Here is a 21150-nt window from a genome sequence, read left to right as displayed (position 1 = left end):
ACTGGGCATCAGGCCTGGTGTAACTGCCGCTCGATACGACGGTCCGGCACCAGCCACATCAGCGCCACCGCCGCATAAATCCCCCAGGCCAGCGCTGGCAGCTGTATAGCCACCGCAATACCCAGCAGATACAGCACCAGTGACAGCTTGCCCTTCACGTCGCGCCCCAAAGCTTGCGACAGCAGTGCGTTCTCCGGCACACGCAGCAAGGCCCACTCCAGCAGCCAGTACGCCAGCGCCGACATCAGCAGCACCACGCCGTACAGCGCCGTAGGCAGGGGGGCAAAGTGGTTTTCACCCGCCCAGCCACTGGCAAACGGCACCAGCGACAGCCAGAACAACAAGTGCAGGTTGGCCCACAACACTGCGCCGCTTACCTGGCGGGTAGCGTGCAGCATGTGGTGATGGTTGTTCCAGTAAATACCGACATACACAAAGCTCAACAAATAGCTGCCAAACACCGGCCACAGCTTTTGCAACACCGCCCAGCCCTCCCCGTGCGGCACTTTCAGCTCCAGCACCATGATGGTGATGATAATGGCCAACACCCCATCGCTAAACGCTTCCAGCCTGCTTTTACCCATCATGATGATGATCTCTTTACTGTGAGTGAGCTGGCAGTATAAAAAGATTGCAGTGGCTGTTTTAACGAAACTGCACAGCAACAGTAAACATAAAGATCATGCAAAATTCATATTGAAATCAAGCATCTGGCCAACAATACCTGCATCTCCCCCACAGGAAGCCAGACATGCACCTACCTGCCACCCAGATAGCCCAGCTTGGGCCATACAACGTCACCCCCGGCGAAAGCTCTGTTTCCGGGCTGTCCTCCGGCGCGTTCATGACGGTGCAGCTGCACCTGGCACACTCGGCCAGCTTTATGGGTGCCGGTGTCGTGGCTGGCGGCCCCTACCGTGGCGTGGAAACCTTTCCCGGAGCCGCCTGGCTGGCCGAGGACGCCTACGAGCTGAACGCGCTGCAGCTGTGCATGGCGCCGCTCACCCCCGCGCTGGCGCCACCGGCGCAGCTGTCGGTAAAGCTGGCACAAGAGGCCGAGCGCGATGCGCTGATCGACCCGCTGGCTAACCTGGCACGCCAGCGCGTATACGTGTTTACCGGCAGCGCCGACAGCGTGGTCAACAGCGCCGTGGTAGCGCAAACGCGCGAGATGTACCGCCTGCTGGGGGTGCCCGATAGCCAGATTGCCTACCACCACGCGCTGCCGGCCGGCCACTCGCTGATTACCGACAACCCGGAAGACTCGCCGCTGGGCAGCAACCAGCCGCCCTACCTCAATAACGGCGGCTTCATGCAGTCGCACCGCATCCTGCAACACATCTACCCCGGTCTGGCGGCACCCGCAGCCCAGGCCAGCGGCCAACTATTGCGCTTTGACCAGCGTGAATTTTTCGGCAACGACCCGCACGCCAGCATGGCCGACTATGGCTACGTGTACGTGCCGCAAGCGGTGCTGCAAGGCGCCCCGGCGCGCGTGCACATTGCCCTGCACGGCTGCAAGCAAGGCTACAGCTATGTCAGCTACACCCTGGGCCAGGCCGATACCGCCAGCCAGCCGCCATACGGCAACCGCTACATCACCACCACCGGGTACAACACGATCGCCGACAGCAACAACCTGATCGTGCTGTACCCGCAGGCCGCCGGTAGCGACAGCACGCTGGCGCAGAACCCCGACGGCTGCTGGGACTGGTGGGGTTACACCAGCCGCAGCGCCGACTACCCCGACTACTACTCGCGCCAGGCACTGCAAATCCGCGCCATTCACGCCATGCTGCAACGCCTGGGCGGCTAGCCCACAAAGGACACCCCATGACCCACGCAGATCACGCCCTCCCCCACGCCCTGGCGCGCAGCAGCCAGGCCACCCCGCAGCACGGCCACGCCCAGCTGCTGGGCAACCTGGCCGCACGCGGCCAACATAACCTTGGCGCCAGCCTGGCCATGCTGCCCGCACTGGCCCATACCGACACCTGGCTGAGCCTGACACAGCTGCAAGCGGCCAGCCTGCAAAAGCTGATGGCCCAGCAAGATAGCTGGCTGGCGCAGTGGCAAGGCTGGTTTCACAGCGCTTGCCAGATCAGCCAGGCCAATACGGTATCCAAGCTGCTGGAGCAAGAAGTCAACCTGACCCTGCGTGCCGTGCAGATCCTGGGCCAGCAAACCGTAGACCTGGCCAGCCTGCAGGAAAACCTGGAAGTGAACTATGGCTACTGGGCCAGCCTGCACACGCCGGTGGCGACAGCCGCACAAAGCAGCTCCGACTAGCGCCCACTAAAGGTTGGCCGCATGCCTGCGCGTGCGGCCAACCCTCATACACCGAGAAGCTCCGCCACCTGCCAGGCGCAGGCTGTTGCGGAGCATCTGATTGCACAGCTGATCGCATTAGAAACACGGGCCGCCCTGACATTTGCCCTCCTGCCAAAGGGGCAATGGCGCGGCGGGCTATCGCGGGCGGGCGTGATGCGGGCCATGTGCGGGCACCCGGAAAACCGGTAACCGCATAAGCATGGCAATAAGCACTGGGCAAGATCGTGAACGCACCCATATAAATCATGCACTTGCAGATTAAGTGCATTTTTTTTGAAAAAACTTGCGGCAAACCGCTTGACGCCTACAGGGTGGCAAGTTAAAGTGCGCACCTCTTCGCAACGCAGCGATGCGAAACGAAGAGCTGGTGTCAGGGGGTATAGCTCAGTTGGGAGAGCGCTTGCATGGCATGCAAGAGGTCAGCGGTTCGATCCCGCTTACCTCCACCAGGAAACACACTAGGTCCCCATCGTCTAGAGGCCTAGGACATCGCCCTTTCACGGCGGTAACCGGGGTTCGAATCCCCGTGGGGACGCCACATTGCGTGGGGGTATAGCTCAGTTGGGAGAGCGCTTGCATGGCATGCAAGAGGTCAGCGGTTCGATCCCGCTTACCTCCACCACCAATTAAAAAAACCGGTCAGCTGACCGGTTTTTTGCTTTTCCAGCACACCAGACCACCACCGCCAGCCACACAACAACACAGCGCCACCGGGCTAGGCGGCAAATACCGCCTCGTACTGCCCCCATAGCTGGCTTTGTGCGTGCCAGTCTGCCGGCTCGGCGCTGTGCTGCAACACCCGCAGCAAAAAATGCACCGTGACAAACATCGCATGAATACGGCCCCGTGCCGCCTCGCAGGCTTCCGGCATGCTCAGCCACAGGCGCTGCCACAGGTGCCCCAGCCGCGCCACCGCCTCGCTTATCTGCACCAGCTCGTTAAACAAGCCATGCGCTGGCTGGCCGCCGGCCAGTAGCGCGCGCTCGCGCATATCCGCCAGGCGCTCTTCCAGCAGCGCCAGCAGCTGACCCAGCGCATGCGCCAGCTGCGCCGGGCTGGCATCTTCCCCCGCCTGGCCGTCCGGGTCCAGCAGCAAGGCGTGCTGGCTGAGCAAGCTGGCACTAAAGGTGGTGGTGGCGGCAGCATGACCTTGGCCGTGCAGCTGGCCATGGCCTGGCAGCTGCTGCGGCGTATGCTGGCTAATGCCCTCGGCACTGCCCACTGGTGCAATCTTGATCATGCCGCCCCCCCCCCTATCTATGGGTTTTATCGCCACCCGGGCGGCAAACTTAACCGCCGAACAGGTGGCCCAGCTTGGCGCGCTTGGTATCCAAGTAGTGGTCGTTATACGGGTTGCGGCCAACCTGCAGTGGCACACGCTCCGCCACACGAATACCTGCCTTTTCCAACGTGGCAATCTTGCGCGGGTTGTTGGTCATGATGCGTACCGCGTCCACGCCCAGCAGCGCCAGCATTTCGCGGGCAATGCGGAAGTCGCGCATATCGGCCGGGAAGCCCAGCTGCTCGTTGGCCTCTACCGTATCGGCGCCGCCATCTTGCAGCTTGTAGGCGCGAATCTTGTTGATCAGGCCGATACCGCGGCCCTCCTGGCGCAGGTACAGCAGGATGCCGCGGCCTTCCGCCGCAATCGCCTCTAGCGCAGCTTCCAGCTGGAAGCCGCAATCGCAACGCAGGGAAAACAGGCCGTCGCCGGTAAGGCATTCGGAATGCACACGGGCCAGCGGGGCATCGCCACCGCTGATATCGCCCAGCGTCAACGCAACGTGCTCGCGTCCGCCTTGTTCTTCAAAACCATGCATCTGGAACACACCCCAAGGCGTAGGCAGCTGGCAACTGGCGACCAGATCTACACGGGGCTGGGTGTCGGCTTGGCTCAAAATAGACTCCGATTCTAGGAAAACAGGCGGTGCATGGTAGCCATGCACCTGCGGGTGAGAAAGATCAATCAAACGAACACATCAGTCAGCTTTTTTCAACAGCGCCGCCAAGCTGGCTAAACGGTGCAGACAAAGCCAGCGCCAAGGCAGCCAACGCCGCCTGCTCGGCCTCGCCAAAAAAGCCGGGGCGGGCATCTTCGGCGTCCAGAATACCCACTACGCTGCCATCTGCCGCCAGCACGGGCAGGCACACTTCGCTTTGTACTTTGGGGTCGCACTCGTAATACGCGCCGCCCGCGGCCTGCCAGGCAGCCACATCGGCCACGATGGCAGCACGGCCGCTCAAGCCTACGCGGCTATTATTGCTAAACAGGGCAAAGTCTTCGGTCAGCGGAAACTCGCCGCGGCTAGGCAGCCCGCGGTAGGCCAGCTTGACCAGGCGCGCCTGGCCATCGCGCTCGAAGCGGCAATACACGCCCAGCCAGTCGGCCGCCGCCGATTGCAGCGTGGCCTCTACCAGTGCATGCAGCTGCAATAGCGCAGCACTCGCTGCCGCACTTTCGCCGCCCAGCCAGGGCGCCACGTTATAGGGCGTGTCATCCAGCTCGTCTACCAGCGAGCAGCTACCCCCCTCACCCAGCTTGGGCACCCGATAGCGATACACATCCGCCGGTGCCGCCAGCGGCAAACCGGGCAATGCGGCGGCCAGCCGGCCTGTAGCATGGGTCACAGCAGCGGCCGGCAGGGCCAGGCCCACGGCATCCAGATACGCCTGAGGCATACAACAGACTCCGGTAAAGTAATTTAGTCGGGTATTATTACCTTTTTGTACTGGACACTCCAGCCATGACTGCAATCGTGCTGCGCAGCGCACCCGCGCTCACCCTGCGCGCCGGCCCTGCCGCACACCACCATTTACAGCAACACGGCTTGCAGGCGCGGGATATCACCACCCTGCCCGGCGCGGCTGGCGGGCCCAAGGCGCTGGGGCTGTCCGGGCTAGACCAGGCGGTGTTCAGCTGGCTAGCCGAACAGCCTGCGGTGCGCGACCTGGTGGGGGCATCCATAGGCGGCTGGCGCTTTGCCTGCGCCATGCAGGCAGACCCGGCAGCCAGCCTGGCGCGCTTTGCGGCCAACTATGTCGCCCAGGACTACAGCCGCCAGCCCACCCGCGCGCTGATTTACCAGAACTGGCAAGCCCTGCTGCACAACACGCTGGGGCCACATGGCCTGCAGGCCATACTGCAGCACCCGCACCACCGGCTCAGCCTGGTGCTGGTACGGGCGCGCGGCCTGCTGCGCCATGAGCAGCGCGCACCCCTGCTGGCTGGCCTGGCGCTGGCCGCAGCGTGCAACACCGCAGGGCGCGGCCAACTACGCCATGTTTTCGAGCGGCTGATCTGCCACGATGCGCGCAGCGCGCTGGCGTTTGCCCCGCAAGACCGCATACCCACGCAGCACGTGCCGCTGTCTGCGGCCAACCTGCTGCCCGCGCTGCTCGGCACCACCGGCGTACCGGGGCTGTTTGACGGGGTGGCCATACCCGGCGCCAGCGCCGGGGTGTACCGCGATGGCGGGCTGCTGGACTACCACCTGGACTACCCGTGGCAGCAGCAGGCCGGCATCACGCTGTACCTGCACTACCAGCCACGCATCGTGCCGGGCTGGTTTGACAAGATCCTGCCGTGGCGCCAGCCGGTCGCTGCACACCACAGCAGTACGCTGCTGGTGACCCCCAGCCCGGCCTACCTGGCCAGCTTGGGCTTGGGCCGCCTGCCAGACCGTGGCGACCCGAAGCGCTTTGCGCACGACGACACCCTGCGCCGCCGGCTATGGGGGCAGGCCGTGGCAGAAAGCCAGCGCCTGGGGGATGAATGGCGCGAGCGGCTGCTGCGCCAGGACTGGGGCGACGTCGCCCCCTTATGATGCAGCCCTGCCGGCATCCAGCGCCTGTAGCAGCGCCTTCATGCTGCTATCTACATCGGCACTCTGGTCGTACAGCTCGGTGGCTTCCTGCGTGGCGCGTGCCACCAGCCCGGCCAGCAGCCGCTCCTGGCCTTCGGTCAGCCCCAGGCTGACAAAAGCGCGCTCGATGTCCTCGCGCAGGCGCAGCATGATGTCGTTACTGCTCCACTGCTGCTGGCGAAAACGGTTATCGATAACCTGCAGCGTCGCGCGGGTGCGCGATACCAGCTGCGCCAGCGTGGCGGCTTGGTGCTGCTGCTGCCATGCGGCATCCAGCGCGGCCAGGCGCGCCGTGGCGCCTTCCACCAGAAAAGCCAGGTTGTCACGCAGGCGGCCATTGCGCTCTTCGTCTTCGCGCGGCATGTTTTTGACTGCCAGCGACACCTGGCCGTAACTGAACACTGTCACCCGGCCCGCATCCACAATCGGCCCGCGCCGCGCTAGGGTGTCGATCAGCCCGATTTCCAGCTGGCCACAGGGCCCCTCGCCATTCACCGTGCTGACACCACGGGCAGAGCGCAGCTGCACGCTGGCATCCAGCCCCAGGTCTTGCAGCGCCTGCAGCATGCACTGCTGCAGGGCCCCGTTATCCGGCAGCACAAAGGTGCTTTTCAAAAACTGCAGCACAATGCCGATCTCGCTGGCGCTGGTCATGGCGGTAAACGCTGCCTGCATGGCATTGGCCACCTGGCCTTGCAGCTGCTGGCCCGTCTGGCGCGCCTCGCCATTACGCAGGGCTACGCCGATTTTGCTCAGCAGCTCGGCATTGACATACGGCTTGGCAATATAGTCTTCCGCACCGGCTTCGTAGCCGGCCATTTTGTCTTCCAGCTCTACCCTGCCAGACAAAAAGATCACCGGCACGTGCGCCAGGCGGGCATCGGCCTTGATCTCGCGGCAGATATCGTAGCCTTCCATGTCCGGCAGGCCCACATCCAGCAATACCAGCTGCGGGCAGGTATGCCCCTGGCTGGCCAGCACATCCAGCCGCGATAGCGCGCTCATGCCGTCTGCGGCTTCTTCTACCGCAAAGCCTTCCAGCTCCAGCAGCTGCTTCAGGTTAAAGCGCAGCGGTGGCTGGTCTTCCACCATGAAAATGCGGATCGCTGGCGCACTGTGGGCAACCGCCACGGCGGCTACACTGTCTTCTTCAAAAAAAATGGTCATGTCGTCACCCTTGCTGTCATCCAGTCTGGCAAATGCTCTGCAACATCCTGCGCACTGAGCGGCGGGCTGAACAGATAACCCTGGTACGCATCGCACCCCATTTGCTGCAATAGCTGTTTTTGTTCTTCCCGCTCTACCCCTTCGGCAATCACCGACATGCCAAAGCTGCTGGCCAGGGAAATCACGGCCTGGGTGATGGCACGATCACCCGCCGAGGTCAGGATATTGCGCACAAACGACTGGTCTACCTTCAGCACGTCCAGCGGAAAGCGCTTCAGATAAGCCAGGCTGGAATAGCCGGTACCAAAGTCATCCAGCGCCAGCTTCACCCCCAGGCTTTTCAGCTGCAGCAAGGTGCCCACCGTGCGCTCGGCATCTACCATGGCGGTACCTTCGGTGATCTCGATTTCCAGCAGCGTGGGGGGCAAGCCGCTAAAGTCCAGCGCCGCTTCGATGCTGTGCAACAAGTTGGCCGCAGCAAACTGCCGCGCCGACAGGTTTACCGCGATGCGCACGCCCGGTGCCACGTGCTGCCAGCTGGCCAGCCGCTGGCAGGCTTCGGCCAGCACCCAGCAACCAATAGAAATGATCTGGCCGTTTTCTTCGGCCAGCGGGATAAAGCGCAGCGGCGACACCCGGCCCAGCCGCGGGTGGTGCCAGCGCAGCAGCGCCTCGAAACCGGTAAGACGGCCGTCGCACAGGGAAATCTGCGGCTGGTAATGCAGCTCGAATTCATTGCGCTCCAGCGCACGGTACAGGTCGTTGCTTAGCCGCAAACGCTCGCTGGCCTCGGCATTCATTTGCGCGGTATAGCCCAGCACCTGGCTGCCACCCATGCCCTGTGCCTGGTGCAATGCCACCTCGGCGCGGCCCAGCAGCTGCTGCGCGTCGGATGCATCGGCCGGAAACAGGCAATAACCAATGCTTACCGGGATAAACATCTCCTCGCCCAGCACGGTCATGGGTTGCAGCCAGGCCTCCTGCAGGCAGGTTGCCAGCAGCTGCGCGGCGGCGGGCTCGCCTACCTGGGCCACCACGGCAAAATTGGGGCCTACCAGGCGGAAAGCGCGCCCCATGTCACCCAGGGTTTGCTCCAGCCGCTGACCACACTCACGCAATGCGGCATCGCCTGCCTGGTAACCCAGCGAGTCATTAATGCGCGAAAAATGATCCACCCCCAGCACCAGCACCAAGACCAGCTGGCCCGGGGTTTCGCACAGCCCGCCCTGCCCGGATAGCGCCTCCAGCAGCGCCATGCGGCTACCCAGCCCGGTAAGCTGGTCCAGATAGCGCAGGCGGTGTGCCTCGGCCTGCAGGCGCTGCGCTTCTACCTGCTGCTGGGCGCTGCGCCCCAGGCGGGTTTCGATGGCGTTGAGCAGGTCTTCGCGCTGAAAAGGCTTGGCCAGATAGTCATCCGCGCCCAGGTTCATGCCCTGGCGCTGGTCTTGTTTGTCGGCCAGTGCGGTCAGCAGGATCACCGGCAGCTGTGCAGTAGCCGGCTGGGTACGCAGCTGGCGCAGCAAGGCGTAGCCATCCATGCGCGGCATCATCACATCGCTGATTACCAGCGCGTAAACATGGCTGCGCAAGTAATCCAGCGCCTCCTGCCCGTCACCGGCGGCGTCGGCTTCGTAGCCCTCCAGCCGCAGCAGCGCCATGATGTTGTTACGGATGGCGATGTCGTCTTCCACTACCAGAATACGCCTCATGTTGGCCGCCCTTTCTGCTGTTCCTGCACCGGCAGGCGCACACAAAAATGCGTGCCACGCCCCTGCTCGCTGCTCACGGTAATTTGCCCGTGGTGCAGTTCGACTGATTTGCGCACAATGCACAGGCCCAGGCCGGTACCGGGTATCGGCCCCACATTCTGGGCGCGGTGGAAGGCATCAAACAGCTGAGGCAGGTCTTCCGGCGGGATGCCTATGCCTTGGTCCTGCACGTCGAAAACGATTTCGCTGCCGTCACAGCGCGCAGAAAAGCGGATCTCGCCCCCTTGCGGCGAGTACTTGAAAGCATTGCTCAGCAAGTTGCCCAGTATTTCGCGCAGCAGCTTTTCGTCCAGCAGCAATACCGGCTGCGGCAGCGCCATGTCTACCGACACGCTGGCCAGCACTTCCTCGCCACGGGCGTGCGAGGCCTGGCTGACTTCGTGCACCAGGTGGTGACAGAAACGCGCCACGTCCAGCGGCTGCGGCACAAACTCCACACGCTCGGCCTCTACCCGGCCGATCAGCAAAATGTTGTCCAGCATGTCGGTCATGCGCTGGACCGAAGTCTGGATGGATTCCAGCAGCGCCTCGCGCCGCTCTGGCGGCAGGCGGTCGTGATAGTGGCGCAGCAGCTCGGCCGACGACAACACGGTGGCCAACGGGGTACGAAACTCGTGCGAGGTCATGGAAACAAAACGCGATTTCAGCACGTTCAGCTCTTGCTGCTTGGCCAGCGCGTCACGGATTTCCTGCTCGGCGGCGTGGCGCTCGGATACATCTACCAGCGTCCAGATGGTGCCCTTGTCCGGCTGGCTTTTTACGATACTGGTGCCGTTCATCTGCACCCAGATCAGCTTGCCGCTTTTGGTTTGCAGCTGCCGCTCGGTAGTAAAAATCTGGCCGGCAGCCAGACAGCCGTAGGCATCGCGGCCAAAGTTGTCGAACTCCTCGTCGCTGCGGAAATAAATGCGGCTGCTCATGCCGATCAGCTCGGCTTCGCTGTAGCCCAGCAGCAGCGAGAAGGTACGGTTGATCCACAGCAGGCGGCGGTTGGTAACAAACGCCATGCCCACCAGCGCCGACTGCAAAATGGCCTCGCGCTCGGTGTGCGTACGCAAGAGCTCGAATTCCAGCTCCTTGCGGCGGCTGATATCCATCATTACCCACACCGTGCCCTGGGCCACCTGCTCGGGGTTGATGGGCTTACCGGATAGCTGCACCCACAATAGTTGGCCGCAAGCGGTGCGCATGCGCATTTCCGTGGCGTAGGCGCGGCCCGCGGCAAAAGCCTGCCGCGCATCCCGCGTGGTACGCAGGTAATCCTGCTGCACACCGTAATAGCGCTCCAGGCTACCGCCCTGCATGCGCTCCGGCGTGGTCTGGAACAGCTCGGCGGCGGTGCTGTTGACCCAGCGCACAAAGCCCTGGCCATCAACAAACGCCATGCCGGCAATGGTGTTATCCAGGATGGATTCGCGCTCGCGCAGGGTGCTGGTCAGGTCTTTTTCCAGGCGTTTGCGGTGGGTGATGTCGGTAAAGAACACCAGCGCCGCCTGGCCGCCATGCCACTCGATCAGCACCACACCGCTGTCTACCCAGCGCACCTCGCCGTTTTTATTCACCACCCGCAGATCATCGCGCGCCTCTACCGGCTCGCCACCTACGCGCCGGCGGTGTATGTCCAGCACACGCCCCTGGTCGTCCGGGTGAATCAGGCTGGCAAAATCAATCTCGGCCAGCTCGGCAATGCTATAGCCGCTGATTTCGGCGGCGCGCGGGTTGGACAGCACAATGCGCATGCCCTGCACCACCACAATGCCGTCGCGCACATTGTCGATCACCAGACGGTAGTGCTCTTCGGACTGGCGCAGGGCGTCTTCGCTGCGCCGGCGCGCGGAAATATCGCGAAAGAATGCCCCGATAAAGCCCTGCTGGCTGGACGAAAACGGCCAGAACGAGGCATCGACATGCTGCAGCTGGCCATCGCGCTGCAGGGTGAACTCCAGCGAGGTGGCCTCGGCCAGCTGCATGCCCTGGTCGCCCAGCAGCAAGCCGACAGGCAGCTGCTCGGGGGACAATGGCAGCACCTCCAGCAGGGGCCGGCCTACTGCCTGTTCGCCATGCAAGCCAAAGATCTGCTCGGCGTGGATATTCCAGTCAATGATCACGCCGGTGTGGTCCAGCACCACCATGGCGATACTGGCAAACTCGAACAACATGCGCGCCCGTTCCATGTGCTCGTACAGCACCTGCTCGGCCACATGCTGGCGCGTCATGTCGCGCAGGGTAATGCCACGGTAAGGCAGGCCGGACAGCACAAACTGCCAGCCAGACAGCTCTAGCGGCACCCGGCTGCCATTGCTGTGCAGAGCGGGTATTTCCAGCGGGCGCATGGTATGTGCCATGGCACCGCCCTCTTCCGCAAACAGCCAGTCGTGAAAACGGTTTTGCAGTGGTGCGGGCACCAGCAGCGCCGACAATGGCCGCCCCAGCGCGGCGCTATCCGGCCAGCCCAGCAGGCGCTCTGCCTCACGGTTCCACTCGCAGACATAGCCTTCGGCGTCCAGCACGATCACGGCAATGGCCGAGTAGGCAAACAGGTGGCGCAGGTTGTCGTCGTTGCTGATGCTGCGCTGGTACAGGCCGGCCAGCTCATCCACGATGTTCTCCCGCCCGGCCAGCCAGTCTTCGGGCAGCTGCGCCGGGTCTGCCGGCTGCTCGAACAACACCCCGGCCAGGCGTGGCTCGCCGCCAAAAGGGGAAATCATGCTGAAAGTGCACTCGGCTACCGCGCGGTAGCTGCCATCCGGCTGGCGCAAGCGGAACAGCCGCTGACGGCGGCCGGATGCAGCAGGCTGCGTGTCGGCAAACTGTGCCAGGTCGTCTGGGTGCACCGCGGCGAGGTAGCGCGACGGGTCTTCGTGCAGTGCAGACAGCGGCCTGCCCCACAGGGCTTCGAAACCCGCTGAAACAAACAGGAAGCGGCTGCGTGCCGTATCTGCCAACCAGTAAGCGCAGGCTAAAGGCTGGGTGTCACCGGCGGGAGCCGACAACGACAGGGTAGACTCAAGCGGCATGAACGGATCCTTGCAAACTGGCTTGCCAGCTTCATTCTTTCTTCATGCCGTTAGGGTTTTCAAGTAATTATTTATAAATATAAACGGTTTACGTAAAAGTAAAATCTATTGCCACAGATAAAAAAGCACCATTTAACCCCGCGGCAACCCGCTAACCCGCCCTAGGCAATGCAGGCTCGTCGCCATATATCACCCGGTTACGGCCCTGCTGTTTGGCCTGGTACATGCGCGTATCGGCCAGTGCCAACAGCGCCGGCCAGTCTGCGGCGTCGTCTTCATGCCATTCGGCCACGCCCATGCTGGCAGTGAGCGGCTGGCCATCCGGGCGCAGGCCCAGGCCACGGCGGCGCACGCGGCGCAACACCAGCCGCGCCTGCGGCAGCGTGGTTTGCGGCAGCAGCAACAAGAACTCCTCGCCGCCCCAGCGGCACAAGATGTCGCTTTTACGCAGCTGCTGCGCCAGGTCTGCGGCCAACCTTTTCAGCGTCTGGTCGCCGGCGGCGTGGCCAAAGTTGTCGTTGATGGTTTTGAAATGATCCAGGTCGATAAACACCACCGCCAGCGGCATGCCGCTACGCTGGGCTTGTACGGCTAGTAGCTCCAGCATTTCTTCTGCGCTGCGGCGCGAAAACACGCCGGTAAGCGGGTCGCGCACGGCTTGCTGTACCAGCGCCATCATGAAAGCCAGCTGGGTGGTACAGGCCAGCGCCGACACCCCGGCAATCAGCACCTGCAGCCAGAAAGCGCCCCAGAATACCGGCGGCACCATGGCGGACCACTGCAGATAGCCGGATAACAAATGCGCCAACAGCGCGGGCAGCGCAAACGCCAGACACTCCAGCAGCGTAAGCGGAAAAATCGCCAGCCCGGCCAGCAATACAAAGGGCAAAAAGGTATAGCCGGCGCTGATAATGCCGGACACCCCTACCAGCGCGTAGTGGCTAAGCAGCAGGTGGGAAAACAGATAAAACAGCGATGGGATAGCAAACAGCATGGCCATGCCACGCCACGCGTGCAGCAGGCGGCCATCGGGGCGTAATGCACGGGTAAGGCTGACAAAGGCGACAGTGGCCACTATGCGCAGGCCAGCCAGCTGCCAGGAAAGCGGCGATGGCAGCGTGTAGAGGTCCACCACAATCCACAAGGGCGTGAGGATGGAAAACAGGCAGGCAAACAGGCGTACGCGGTTCAGCAGCATGTGGGCGCGGCGGCTGGCCAGCAACGGCATATGCCGATGCGGCGACAGCAAGCTGCCGGCATCACCGTGGCCAACTTCGCCTGGCAATAAGCCCAATACTTTTACCCAGAACAGCACAGACAGTCGGCCCATCACATCCCTAGCATTATCGATATTGTGACATTATCAAAAATATACTGATTCGATAGTTTGCTAAAAATCAAGGTAGCCGATATTTGCCATATGGATAGCCATTTTCTGCCGACTTGCAGGCTTGAATGGCAGCACCATGCCCCGAATACCCGGTGCAAGCAGTCCTGCCAGCATGAAAAAACCCCCTTACCATGACTGCCAAGGGGGTTTTATGCAGCACGAAAAGCGCAACATCCTGCACTTCCATGCCATGGCTATGCCTTATTCGTAGTGGAAATGTGCTCGCTTCACATTGCACAACACTTCGTAGCCAATGGTGCCGGCGTGCGCCGCCACATCGTTCACGCTGATGTTGTCGCCCCACAGCTCCACGGTGCTACCGACACCCGCCTGCGGAATATCGGTCAGGTCTACCGTCATCATGTCCATCGACACGCGGCCGATCACGCGGCTGGGCGTGCCGTCGATACGCACCGGGCTGCCGGTGGAGGCCAGGCGCGGGTAGCCGTCGGCGTAGCCGCAGGCCATCAGGCCCACACGGGTTGGCCGCTCGGTATGGAACGATGCGCCGTAGCCCACCGGCTCGCCCGCACCCAGCTCGCGCACGCCAAAAATACGCGTGGTCAGCTGCATCACCGCCTTCAGGCCAACGTTGGCCGCATGGCCGGCCGGCAGTGGCGTGGCGCCGTACAGCATGATGCCGGGGCGGCCCCAGTCACGGTGCGCATCGGCGTGGATCATGATGCCGGCCGAGTTGGCCAGGCTGGTGTCGCCGCCCAGGCCGACGGTGGCGGCATCGAAGGCCGCGATCTGCGCGTCGGTCGCCGGGCAGCCCGGCTCGTCGGCGCGGGCAAAGTGCGTCATCTTGACGATGGCGTCTACCTTGCCGCTCTGTTCCAGTTCGCGATAAGCCGCCGCGTAATCAGCCGGGAAGAAACCGGCGCGGTGCATGCCGGAATCCATCTTCAGCCACACGCGGTACGGTTTGCCCGCCGGTGCGGCCAACAGCATGGCCAGCTGCTCGCGGTTTTGCACCACCAGCCACAGGTCGTGCGCCTGCACCTCGGCCAGCTCGGCCTGCTCAAAAACGCCTTCCAGCAGCAGGATGGGCAGGCGAATGCCGGCAGCGCGCAGCTGCAGCGCTTCTTCCAGGCACGCTACGGCGTAGCCGTCGGCCACGTCGGCTACCGCCTGGGCGCAGCGCACCGCGCCGTGGCCGTAGGCATTGGCTTTTACCACGGCCAGCGCGCGGCCACCGTGCTGCTGGCGCGCCAGCAGGTAGTTATGTCGGAAATGATCCAGGCGGATCGATGCAATCAATGGGCGCATGGCAGTCTCAGGCTTTGGCCGCAGCAGGCTGGAACATCGGCACCACCAGGGTTTCGCCTTGTTTGGCGTAACGCTGCATCGACAGGCCGTCTACCAGGATTTCCGGCTGCGTGCCGGTGATCAGGTCGGCCAGCACCTTGCCGGAACCGGCGCACATCGTCCAGCCCAGCGTGCCGTGGCCGGTGTTCAGCGACAGGTTGCTGTAGCGGGTGCCGCCGATAATCGGCGTGCCGTCCGGGGTCATCGGGCGCAGGCCGGTCCAGAACTCGGCACGCGATACGTCGCCGCCGTCCGGGTACAGGTCGGTGACCACCATTTCCAGCGTGGCGCGGCGTTTCGGGTTCAGGCTCAGGTCGAAACCGGCCAGCTCGGCCATGCCGCCGACGCGGATGCGGTTGTCAAAGCGGGTGATGGCGATCTTGTAGGTCTCGTCCAGCACGGTGGAAACCGGCGCGCCTTTGGCATTGGTGATGGGCACGGTCAGCGAGTAGCCTTTTACCGGGTACACCGGAATGTCGATACCAATGGCCTTGACCATCTCGCGCGAGTAGCTGCCGGTGGCGATAACATAGTGATCAGCGCTCAGCAGCTCACCTTCCACCACCACGCCGGTGACTTTATCGCCGTAGGTCTGGATGCTGTCGATGCTCTTGCCCCACAGGAACTTCACGCCCAGGCCGGCGCACATCTCGGCCAGGCGGGTGGTGAACATCTGGCAGTCGCCGGTATCGTCGTTCGGCAGGCGCAGGCCGCCTTTCAGCTTGTGCTTGGTCTTTTTCAGTGCCGGCTCGATGCGGGCGCAGCCGTCGGCGTCCAGCACTTCGTAGGCCACGCCGCACTCTTTCAGCACTTCGATGTCCTTGCCCATGGCATCCACCTGCTGCTGGCTGCGGAACAGCTGCAGCGTGCCGCCTTCGCGGCCTTCAAAGCCCAGGCCGGTTTCGGCTTTCAGCTCGCGGATCTTGTCGCGGCTGTACTCGGCCAGGCGCATCATGCGGCCTTTGTTCACGTTGTATGCCTGCGGGTTGCAGTTGGCGAACATGCGCGCCATCCATTCCCACTGGTAGGTGCTGCCGTCCACGCGGATAGCCAGCGGGGCGTGCTTCTGGAACAGCCATTTCATCGCTTTGGCCGGGATGCCAGGCGCAGCCCACGGTGCGGCGTAGCCTGGGGAGATCTGGCCGGCATTGGCAAAGCTGGTTTCCAGCGCCGGGCCGGGCTGACGCTCCACCACGGTCACGTCAACGCCGGATTTGGCCAGATACCATGCCGTGGAAATACCGATAACCCCACCACCAAGAACGATGACTTTCATGTTTACCTCCAGGCTACCCTGTTGAAACAGGACAGCGCGGCTGTCCTGTTGTGTGTGCAATCGGCGGCTTTTGCCGCTCAGTGAATTTGCGTAGTATATTGATTAAAACGCAGTTTTTTTCACTTATATTTAATAAACAGCCAGTTGATACCACTGCAAAAAAAGGCATAAATAGTGAAACCGCAACGCACCATGGACAAAACGCGCCAGCTGGACAAACTGGACATCAAAATCCTGCAGCACTTGCAGGCCAACGCCCGCATTGCCATGACCGAGCTGGCGGAAAAAGTCGGCCTGTCCACCACGCCGTGTACCGAACGCGTGCGCCGGCTAGAGCGCGAGGGCGTGATCGAGGGCTACCACGCGCGCCTGAACCCGCAAGCGCTAGGTGCCAGCCTGCTGGTATTTGTGGAGATCAAGCTGTCGGCCAAGTCCGGCGATATCTTCGACGCCTTTCGCCGCGAGGTACAAAAGCTGCCGGACATCATGGAGTGCCACCTGGTATCCGGTGAGTACGACTATTTATTAAAGGTGCGCCTGCCGGACATGTCCATGTACCGCAAGATCCTGGGCGATATCCTGCTGAAACTGCCGCAGGCCAACGAATCGCGCAGCTATGTGGTGATGGAAGAAGTCAAGGAAAGCTGGCTACTGAATCTGGATAGCTAGGGCGCATTGTTACGTGACTTATCCGTGCTTCCTGCTAAGCTGCCGACCATGACAACCGTATCCACCCACCCGCAATGAATACCCTGATCCTGCTGGACCGACTGCCAGCGCTGCCAGACGATACGCAGGCACAGCGCGAAGCCCTGAAAAGCCTGGGCCGCCAGCTGGCGCTACAGGCTGCCTCGCAGCTGATGTCGCTGCCGCTGCGCCACTTCGCCATGGATAGCGATAAGCCACCCTGTCTGCTGCTGGAAGGCGCCCCCGCCCCATTGGGCCTGTCCATCAGCCATAGCGGGCCGTGGGTCGCCGCGGCGGTATCGGTATGCCGCCCGCTGGGCCTGGACCTGGAGCAAACCACGGCCCCCGCGCCCGCCGCACTGGGCGAGCTGCTGGCTGCAGATGAGTCGGCATGGTTGGCCGCACAGCCAGTCATTACCTTGCCCGGCGAACCATTCTGGGCGGTATGGACACTGAAAGAGGCGCTGGGCAAATACCACGGCCGCCGCTGGGAAACACCCGCAGAAACCCGCCATATCCACCAGCTAGACCACTACGCCGCCCACTTGGCGCTACCGGAACAGGGCCTGCTGCTGGCCATCAGCGCACCCACGCCGCTGGACTGCAAGCTGCAGTACGCTGGCCAGCCGGCCCAGCGCGTTAGCTTGCAACGCTGGCCCGGCTACCAGGGGCAAAGCTAGCCTGCTACGGCCAACCATACCGGTGCACACCAGCACAATAACGGTGCATAAAAAGGTATCTGCACCAAACACTTGCAGCCGAATTGCACCAAAGCCCATCACGCCAAACGCATAGCCAGCTAACCACACTGGCTTCTTTACTGCTGCGCACCTAAAACGGTCATCTGGCACTGTTATTGCTCACTCTGCACCATAATATCCATCAGGGAGCAAGAGATGCCTGCCACTACCCCTAACGACGTACTGTTTCTGCTGCTGGGCGCCGTGATGATCCTGGCCATGCACGCCGGCTTTGCCTTTCTGGAGCTGGGCACCGTGCGCAAGAAAAACCAGGTCAATGCACTGGTCAAGATCCTGACCGACTTTGCCGTCTCTACCATTGCCTACTTTTTCATCGGCTACAGCATCGCCTACGGCGTGAACTTTCTGGCCGATGTACAGCACATCAGCCAAGCCAACGGCTACGAGCTGGTGAAGTTTTTCTTCCTGCTGACCTTCGCCGCCGCCATCCCCGCCATCGTGTCTGGCGGTATTGCCGAGCGCGCCAAATTCCACCCGCAGTCGGCTGCAACCTTCCTGCTGGTGGGCCTGGTGTACCCGTTTTTTGAAGGCATTGCCTGGAACGGCCACTTTGGCGTACAAGACTGGCTGGCGGCCAACCTGGGCGCACCGTTTCACGATTTTGCCGGCTCGGTGGTGGTACACGCCGTAGGCGGCTGGATCGGCCTGGCTGCCGTACTGCACCTGGGCGCACGCCGTGGCCGCTACACCAAGGAAGGCCGCGTAGCCGCCCACCCGCCGTCGTCCATCCCCTTCCTGGCGCTGGGCGCGTGGATCCTGATTGTGGGCTGGTTCGGCTTTAACGTGATGAGCGCGCAAAAAGTAGCCGGTATCTCGGGCCTGGTAGCGATGAACTCGCTGATGGCCATGGTAGGCGGCACGCTGACCGCGATGTGGCTGGGCAAGAACGACCCGGGCTTTATCCATAACGGCCCACTGGCCGGCCTGGTGGCCGTATGCGCCGGCTCCGACATCATGCACCCGATTGGCGCACTGGTCGTAGGTGGCGTGGCCGGTGCCATGTTTGTGTGGCTGTTCACCCTCACACAAAACCGCTGGAAGATCGACGACGTACTGGGCGTATGGCCGCTGCACGGCCTGTGCGGCGCATGGGGCGGCATTGCTGCCGGTATCTTTGGCCTGGAAGCGCTGGGCGGAGCCGGCGGCGTGACGCTACTGTCGCAGCTGGCCGGCACCGCTGGCGGCGTGGCCGTGGGCTTTGGCGGTGGCTATATCGTGTACGGCGTGCTGAAGAAAACCGTGGGCATTCGTTTGTCGGAAGAAGAAGAGTTCAATGGCGCCGACCTGTCCATCCACCAGATTACCGCCACGCCAGAGCGCGAAAGCAACTGGTAAGGTTGGCCGCAGGGCACCGCGTCCGACTCCATCAAAAACCGCCCGCCGGCGCTGCCGGACGGGCGGTTTCTTTATGGTGTGTTGCTACCTCAGAACGCCAGCGACGCCTTCACCAGCAGCTCGCGCGGATCGCCCACCCGGACGGTGAGGTTGCTGCCGGCAGTGGAGGTGTAGTAGGTCTTGTCGAACACGTTTTTCAGGTTGGCCTGAATGTCCAGCTTGCGCCCCTGCAAGCGGGTTTGCCAGCCGACAAACAGGTCGGCCACGGTGTAGGCCGGCAGGGTGAAACTGTTGGCGCGGTCGCCCTGACGCTCGCCGACGTAGCGCACGCCGCCGCCGGTACGCCAGGCGTTACCGAAACTGTCCACCCCCAGATCGTAGGCCAACGAGGCGCTGCCACTATGGCGGGCCACGTTGTACAGCTGCTTGCCTACGTAGGCTGCGGCATCCTCCTTCACCACGGCATCGGTGTAGGCCAGCGCCAGCGCGGCGGATAAGCGGCGGCTGAGCGCACCGGACACATCCAGCTCCACGCCTTGCGAGCGCACCTTACCGATGGCGCTGCTCACGTTGTTTTCGGTTACCAGTACGTTGCGCTTTTGCATGTCGAACACGGCCAGCGTGGCACCCAGCCCGGCACCACCCCATTTCAGCCCCGCCTCGTAGGCCTGGCCGGTTTCCGGGGCAAAGCTGCTGCTGTCGCTGGCGGCATTGGGCTCGAACGATTCGCTGTAGCTGCCATACGCCGACAGCGACGGAGTCAGCTTGTACAGCACGGCCAGCTGCGGCAGGCTGGTGCTGCCACTGGCGCGCGAGGTCACCGCGTACGGGCGGCCCACGCCGTCTTCCTGGTGGTAGTGCTGGTAGCGCAGCCCCACGCTGGTGCTCAGCCGTGGCGTCAGCGCCCAGTCGTCCATCAGCAGCAGCGATCGGGTGTCGATGTCGCTGCGGTTATCGCTCACGCTGGTGCTCAGTGCCGTATTGGCCAGCGATACCCGGCCGTAAACCGGCGTGTACGCATTGAGCTGCGTCTGGCTGCCGGCATTGCCGCGATAGGTATTCTCGCGCGCCTCCTGCGAGCGGGTCAGATCGATGCCGGCTGTCAGATTATGCGTCTGGCCCCACAGCGTGATATCGCCGTAGAGCTGGCTACTGAGCCCGGCCTGGCGGTTGTGCACCACATTGCCATCCAGACGGCGGGTCAGCGCACCGGTGCCGGCATTGAAGGCGGTAACGCGCGTCTCGTAGTTGCTGTACTGGATGTCGCTCCACGACAGCTGCGTTCTCCACTGCCAGCGCTCGTCCAGCTGGCGGGTGTATACCGCGCTGGCCGACTGGGTGGTGCCTTCGGCCTGGTCCAGCACGTCGCCCAGCCGGGTTTCGCGCGCCACCCGGATAGCCTGGCCACCGCTGAAGACAGTGCCGCGGTCCCATGGCTGCAGGAAATCGGTGTACTGGTAAGCCAGCAACAGGCGGTTATCGCCGTCGTCCCACAGCAGCGATGGCGCCACCATGCTGCGGCGGATGCTGCCGAAATTGCGCCAGTAGTCGTTGTCCTGGTACTGGGCCACTAGCCGGTAGGCCAGGTTGCCCTCGCCTAGCGGGCCGGTCAGGTCCAGCGTGCTGTCGGTGCCGCCAAAGCTGCTGGCCTGCACGCTGATGCTGCCCTGCCGGGTGAACTGCGGCTTTTTGCTGATGACGTTGATCACGCCGCCCGGCTCCTGGATACCGTACAGCAAGGATGCGGGCCCTTTGAGTACCTCTACCGACTCGGTAGTGGCATCGAAATTCTTCATCAGGAAAGAGCGCGCACCATCACGCAGCACGCTGCCGTCGTTGCGCTCGCCAAAACCGCGCCGGGTAAAACTGTCCTGCAAACCAGCCAGGGTATTGGTTTCCTGTACGCCGCTCACGCTAGTCACTACGTCGGCCAGGCTTTGCGCCTGCTTATCGCGGATTTGCTGGGCACTGACCTGCTGCACCGCACGCGGAATGGCCAGCACATCCTGCTCGCGGCCGGCCACGGCACTGCGGCCGGGCTGGTAGCCATCGGTAGCGGCAGCCGGGCTGGCCGTGACGGTAACGGTGTCCAGCGTGGCTTCATCGGCAGCCAGTGCCGCCAACGGGGCCAGCAGCAGCACGGGAACACAAACCTGACGGGGCAAAGACATGATTTTCCTTGTTGATAATAGTTATCAATATTATCAATAACCCGCGCAAATGCCGTCAATTCGGGTTTACCGCAT

At 62.8% G+C, this 21150-nt stretch carries 17 protein-coding genes and 3 tRNA genes; 9 read left to right on the top strand and 11 right to left on the bottom strand.

Translation table 11 applies throughout. From position 1 onward, the window contains the following. Positions 1-8: 8 nt before the first annotated feature. Positions 9-587: a TMEM175 family protein gene (locus FLQ44_RS12265; protein ID WP_240801265.1), complete on the bottom strand. Its 579-nt coding sequence runs from the start codon at positions 585-587 to the stop codon at positions 9-11. Positions 588-751: 164 nt separating this feature from the next. Between FLQ44_RS12265 and FLQ44_RS12260 the strand changes: the two genes are divergently transcribed. The 5 genes from FLQ44_RS12260 (at position 752) to FLQ44_RS12240 (ending at position 2953) form a co-directional block, all read left to right on the top strand. Next, positions 752-1816, top strand: a complete 1065-nt coding sequence (locus tag FLQ44_RS12260; protein ID WP_147694598.1) for an extracellular catalytic domain type 2 short-chain-length polyhydroxyalkanoate depolymerase — start codon at positions 752-754, stop codon at positions 1814-1816. Positions 1817-1833: 17 nt separating this feature from the next. After that, a complete protein-coding gene (locus FLQ44_RS12255; RefSeq protein ID WP_147694597.1) occupies positions 1834-2289 on the top strand; it encodes a hypothetical protein in 456 nt (151 codons plus the stop codon). 415 nt (positions 2290-2704) lie between these two features. Then, positions 2705-2780 (top strand) — tRNA-Ala (locus FLQ44_RS12250). Positions 2781-2793: 13 nt separating this feature from the next. Further along, positions 2794-2869, top strand: a tRNA-Glu gene (locus tag FLQ44_RS12245). 8 nt (positions 2870-2877) lie between these two features. Further along, positions 2878-2953 (top strand) — tRNA-Ala (locus FLQ44_RS12240). A gap of 93 nt (positions 2954-3046) precedes the next feature. On the opposite strand, the gene FLQ44_RS12235 is transcribed toward FLQ44_RS12240, so the two are convergent. From FLQ44_RS12235 to FLQ44_RS12225, 3 genes are all read right to left on the bottom strand, one after another. Then, positions 3047-3571, bottom strand: coding sequence for a hypothetical protein (locus tag FLQ44_RS12235; protein WP_147694596.1), 525 nt, complete (start codon positions 3569-3571; stop codon positions 3047-3049). A 49-nt stretch (positions 3572-3620) separates the two neighbouring features. Further along, positions 3621-4229 (bottom strand): GTP cyclohydrolase II, encoded by a 609-nt coding sequence (gene ribA / locus FLQ44_RS12230; RefSeq protein ID WP_147694595.1) that lies wholly within the window; start codon positions 4227-4229, stop codon positions 3621-3623. An 85-nt stretch (positions 4230-4314) separates the two neighbouring features. Beyond that, positions 4315-5010, bottom strand: coding sequence for a GAF domain-containing protein (locus tag FLQ44_RS12225; RefSeq protein ID WP_147694594.1), 696 nt, complete (start codon positions 5008-5010; stop codon positions 4315-4317). A gap of 65 nt (positions 5011-5075) precedes the next feature. Here FLQ44_RS12225 and FLQ44_RS12220 point away from each other — a divergent pair, with 65 nt between their 5' ends. Then, the gene (locus tag FLQ44_RS12220) at positions 5076-6155 is read left to right on the top strand and encodes a hypothetical protein (protein WP_147694593.1); all 1080 of its coding nucleotides are present in this window, start codon (positions 5076-5078) and stop codon (positions 6153-6155) included. Here FLQ44_RS12220 and FLQ44_RS12215 read toward each other — a convergent pair. From FLQ44_RS12215 to FLQ44_RS12190, 6 genes are all read right to left on the bottom strand, one after another. Continuing rightward, positions 6150-7361, bottom strand: a complete 1212-nt coding sequence (locus FLQ44_RS12215; protein WP_147694592.1) for a response regulator transcription factor — start codon at positions 7359-7361, stop codon at positions 6150-6152. The genes FLQ44_RS12220 and FLQ44_RS12215 overlap by 6 nt on opposite strands. Continuing rightward, positions 7358-9070, bottom strand: a complete 1713-nt coding sequence (locus FLQ44_RS12210; RefSeq protein ID WP_147694591.1) for a putative bifunctional diguanylate cyclase/phosphodiesterase — start codon at positions 9068-9070, stop codon at positions 7358-7360. Before FLQ44_RS12210 ends, FLQ44_RS12215 begins: the two co-directional genes overlap by 4 nt. After that, complete coding sequence (locus tag FLQ44_RS12205; protein ID WP_147694590.1) at positions 9067-12147, bottom strand: PAS domain S-box protein; 3081 nt, start codon at positions 12145-12147, stop codon at positions 9067-9069. The genes FLQ44_RS12210 and FLQ44_RS12205 overlap by 4 nt, the downstream gene beginning before the upstream one ends. Before the next feature lie 151 nt (positions 12148-12298). After that, positions 12299-13477 (bottom strand): GGDEF domain-containing protein, encoded by a 1179-nt coding sequence (locus tag FLQ44_RS12200; RefSeq protein ID WP_147694589.1) that lies wholly within the window; start codon positions 13475-13477, stop codon positions 12299-12301. 261 nt (positions 13478-13738) lie between these two features. Beyond that, a complete protein-coding gene (gene alr / locus FLQ44_RS12195; protein ID WP_147694588.1) occupies positions 13739-14806 on the bottom strand; it encodes an alanine racemase in 1068 nt (355 codons plus the stop codon). A 7-nt stretch (positions 14807-14813) separates the two neighbouring features. Then, positions 14814-16133 carry a D-amino acid dehydrogenase gene (locus tag FLQ44_RS12190; RefSeq protein ID WP_338117480.1) on the bottom strand — a complete coding sequence of 440 codons (1320 nt, stop codon included), beginning with the start codon at positions 16131-16133 and terminating at the stop codon, positions 14814-14816. A 180-nt stretch (positions 16134-16313) separates the two neighbouring features. Here FLQ44_RS12190 and FLQ44_RS12185 point away from each other — a divergent pair, with 180 nt between their 5' ends. From FLQ44_RS12185 to FLQ44_RS12175, 3 genes are all read left to right on the top strand, one after another. Continuing rightward, positions 16314-16790 (top strand): Lrp/AsnC ligand binding domain-containing protein, encoded by a 477-nt coding sequence (locus FLQ44_RS12185; RefSeq protein ID WP_147684131.1) that lies wholly within the window; start codon positions 16314-16316, stop codon positions 16788-16790. A 74-nt stretch (positions 16791-16864) separates the two neighbouring features. Further along, the gene (locus tag FLQ44_RS12180; protein ID WP_147694586.1) at positions 16865-17488 is read left to right on the top strand and encodes a 4'-phosphopantetheinyl transferase family protein; all 624 of its coding nucleotides are present in this window, start codon (positions 16865-16867) and stop codon (positions 17486-17488) included. A gap of 216 nt (positions 17489-17704) precedes the next feature. Further along, positions 17705-18904, top strand: a complete 1200-nt coding sequence (locus FLQ44_RS12175; RefSeq protein WP_147694585.1) for an ammonium transporter — start codon at positions 17705-17707, stop codon at positions 18902-18904. Between the two features lie 89 nt (positions 18905-18993). Here FLQ44_RS12175 and FLQ44_RS12170 read toward each other — a convergent pair whose 3' ends face one another. Then, positions 18994-21075, bottom strand: coding sequence for a TonB-dependent siderophore receptor (locus FLQ44_RS12170; protein ID WP_147694584.1), 2082 nt, complete (start codon positions 21073-21075; stop codon positions 18994-18996). Between the last annotated feature and the right edge of the window lie 75 nt (positions 21076-21150).

It is taken from the genome of Vogesella mureinivorans (genome assembly GCF_007644035.1).
Taxonomy (GTDB): Bacteria; Pseudomonadota; Gammaproteobacteria; order Burkholderiales; family Chromobacteriaceae; genus Vogesella; species Vogesella mureinivorans.
This window is presented reverse-complemented; position numbering and strand designations above follow the sequence as displayed.

Bases quoted from the DNA above. Each gene is read 5' to 3' on its own strand.
- FLQ44_RS12220 (WP_147694593.1), top strand. From the start codon at position 5,076: ATGACTGCAATCGTGCTGCGCAGCGCACCCGCGCTCACCCTGCGCGCC.
- FLQ44_RS12265 (WP_240801265.1), bottom strand. From the start codon at position 587: ATGATGGGTAAAAGCAGGCTGGAAGCGTTTAGCGATGGGGTGTTGGCC.
- FLQ44_RS12170 (WP_147694584.1), bottom strand. From the start codon at position 21,075: ATGTCTTTGCCCCGTCAGGTTTGTGTTCCCGTGCTGCTGCTGGCCCCG.
- FLQ44_RS12255 (WP_147694597.1), top strand. From the start codon at position 1,834: ATGACCCACGCAGATCACGCCCTCCCCCACGCCCTGGCGCGCAGCAGC.
- FLQ44_RS12200 (WP_147694589.1), bottom strand. From the start codon at position 13,477: ATGGGCCGACTGTCTGTGCTGTTCTGGGTAAAAGTATTGGGCTTATTG.
- FLQ44_RS12215 (WP_147694592.1), bottom strand. From the start codon at position 7,361: ATGACCATTTTTTTTGAAGAAGACAGTGTAGCCGCCGTGGCGGTTGCC.
- FLQ44_RS12260 (WP_147694598.1), top strand. From the start codon at position 752: ATGCACCTACCTGCCACCCAGATAGCCCAGCTTGGGCCATACAACGTC.
- FLQ44_RS12185 (WP_147684131.1), top strand. From the start codon at position 16,314: ATGGACAAAACGCGCCAGCTGGACAAACTGGACATCAAAATCCTGCAG.
- FLQ44_RS12180 (WP_147694586.1), top strand. From the start codon at position 16,865: ATGAATACCCTGATCCTGCTGGACCGACTGCCAGCGCTGCCAGACGAT.
- FLQ44_RS12225 (WP_147694594.1), bottom strand. From the start codon at position 5,010: ATGCCTCAGGCGTATCTGGATGCCGTGGGCCTGGCCCTGCCGGCCGCT.
- FLQ44_RS12210 (WP_147694591.1), bottom strand. From the start codon at position 9,070: ATGAGGCGTATTCTGGTAGTGGAAGACGACATCGCCATCCGTAACAAC.
- FLQ44_RS12175 (WP_147694585.1), top strand. From the start codon at position 17,705: ATGCCTGCCACTACCCCTAACGACGTACTGTTTCTGCTGCTGGGCGCC.
- FLQ44_RS12205 (WP_147694590.1), bottom strand. From the start codon at position 12,147: ATGCCGCTTGAGTCTACCCTGTCGTTGTCGGCTCCCGCCGGTGACACC.
- FLQ44_RS12235 (WP_147694596.1), bottom strand. From the start codon at position 3,571: ATGATCAAGATTGCACCAGTGGGCAGTGCCGAGGGCATTAGCCAGCAT.
- alr (WP_147694588.1), bottom strand. From the start codon at position 14,806: ATGCGCCCATTGATTGCATCGATCCGCCTGGATCATTTCCGACATAAC.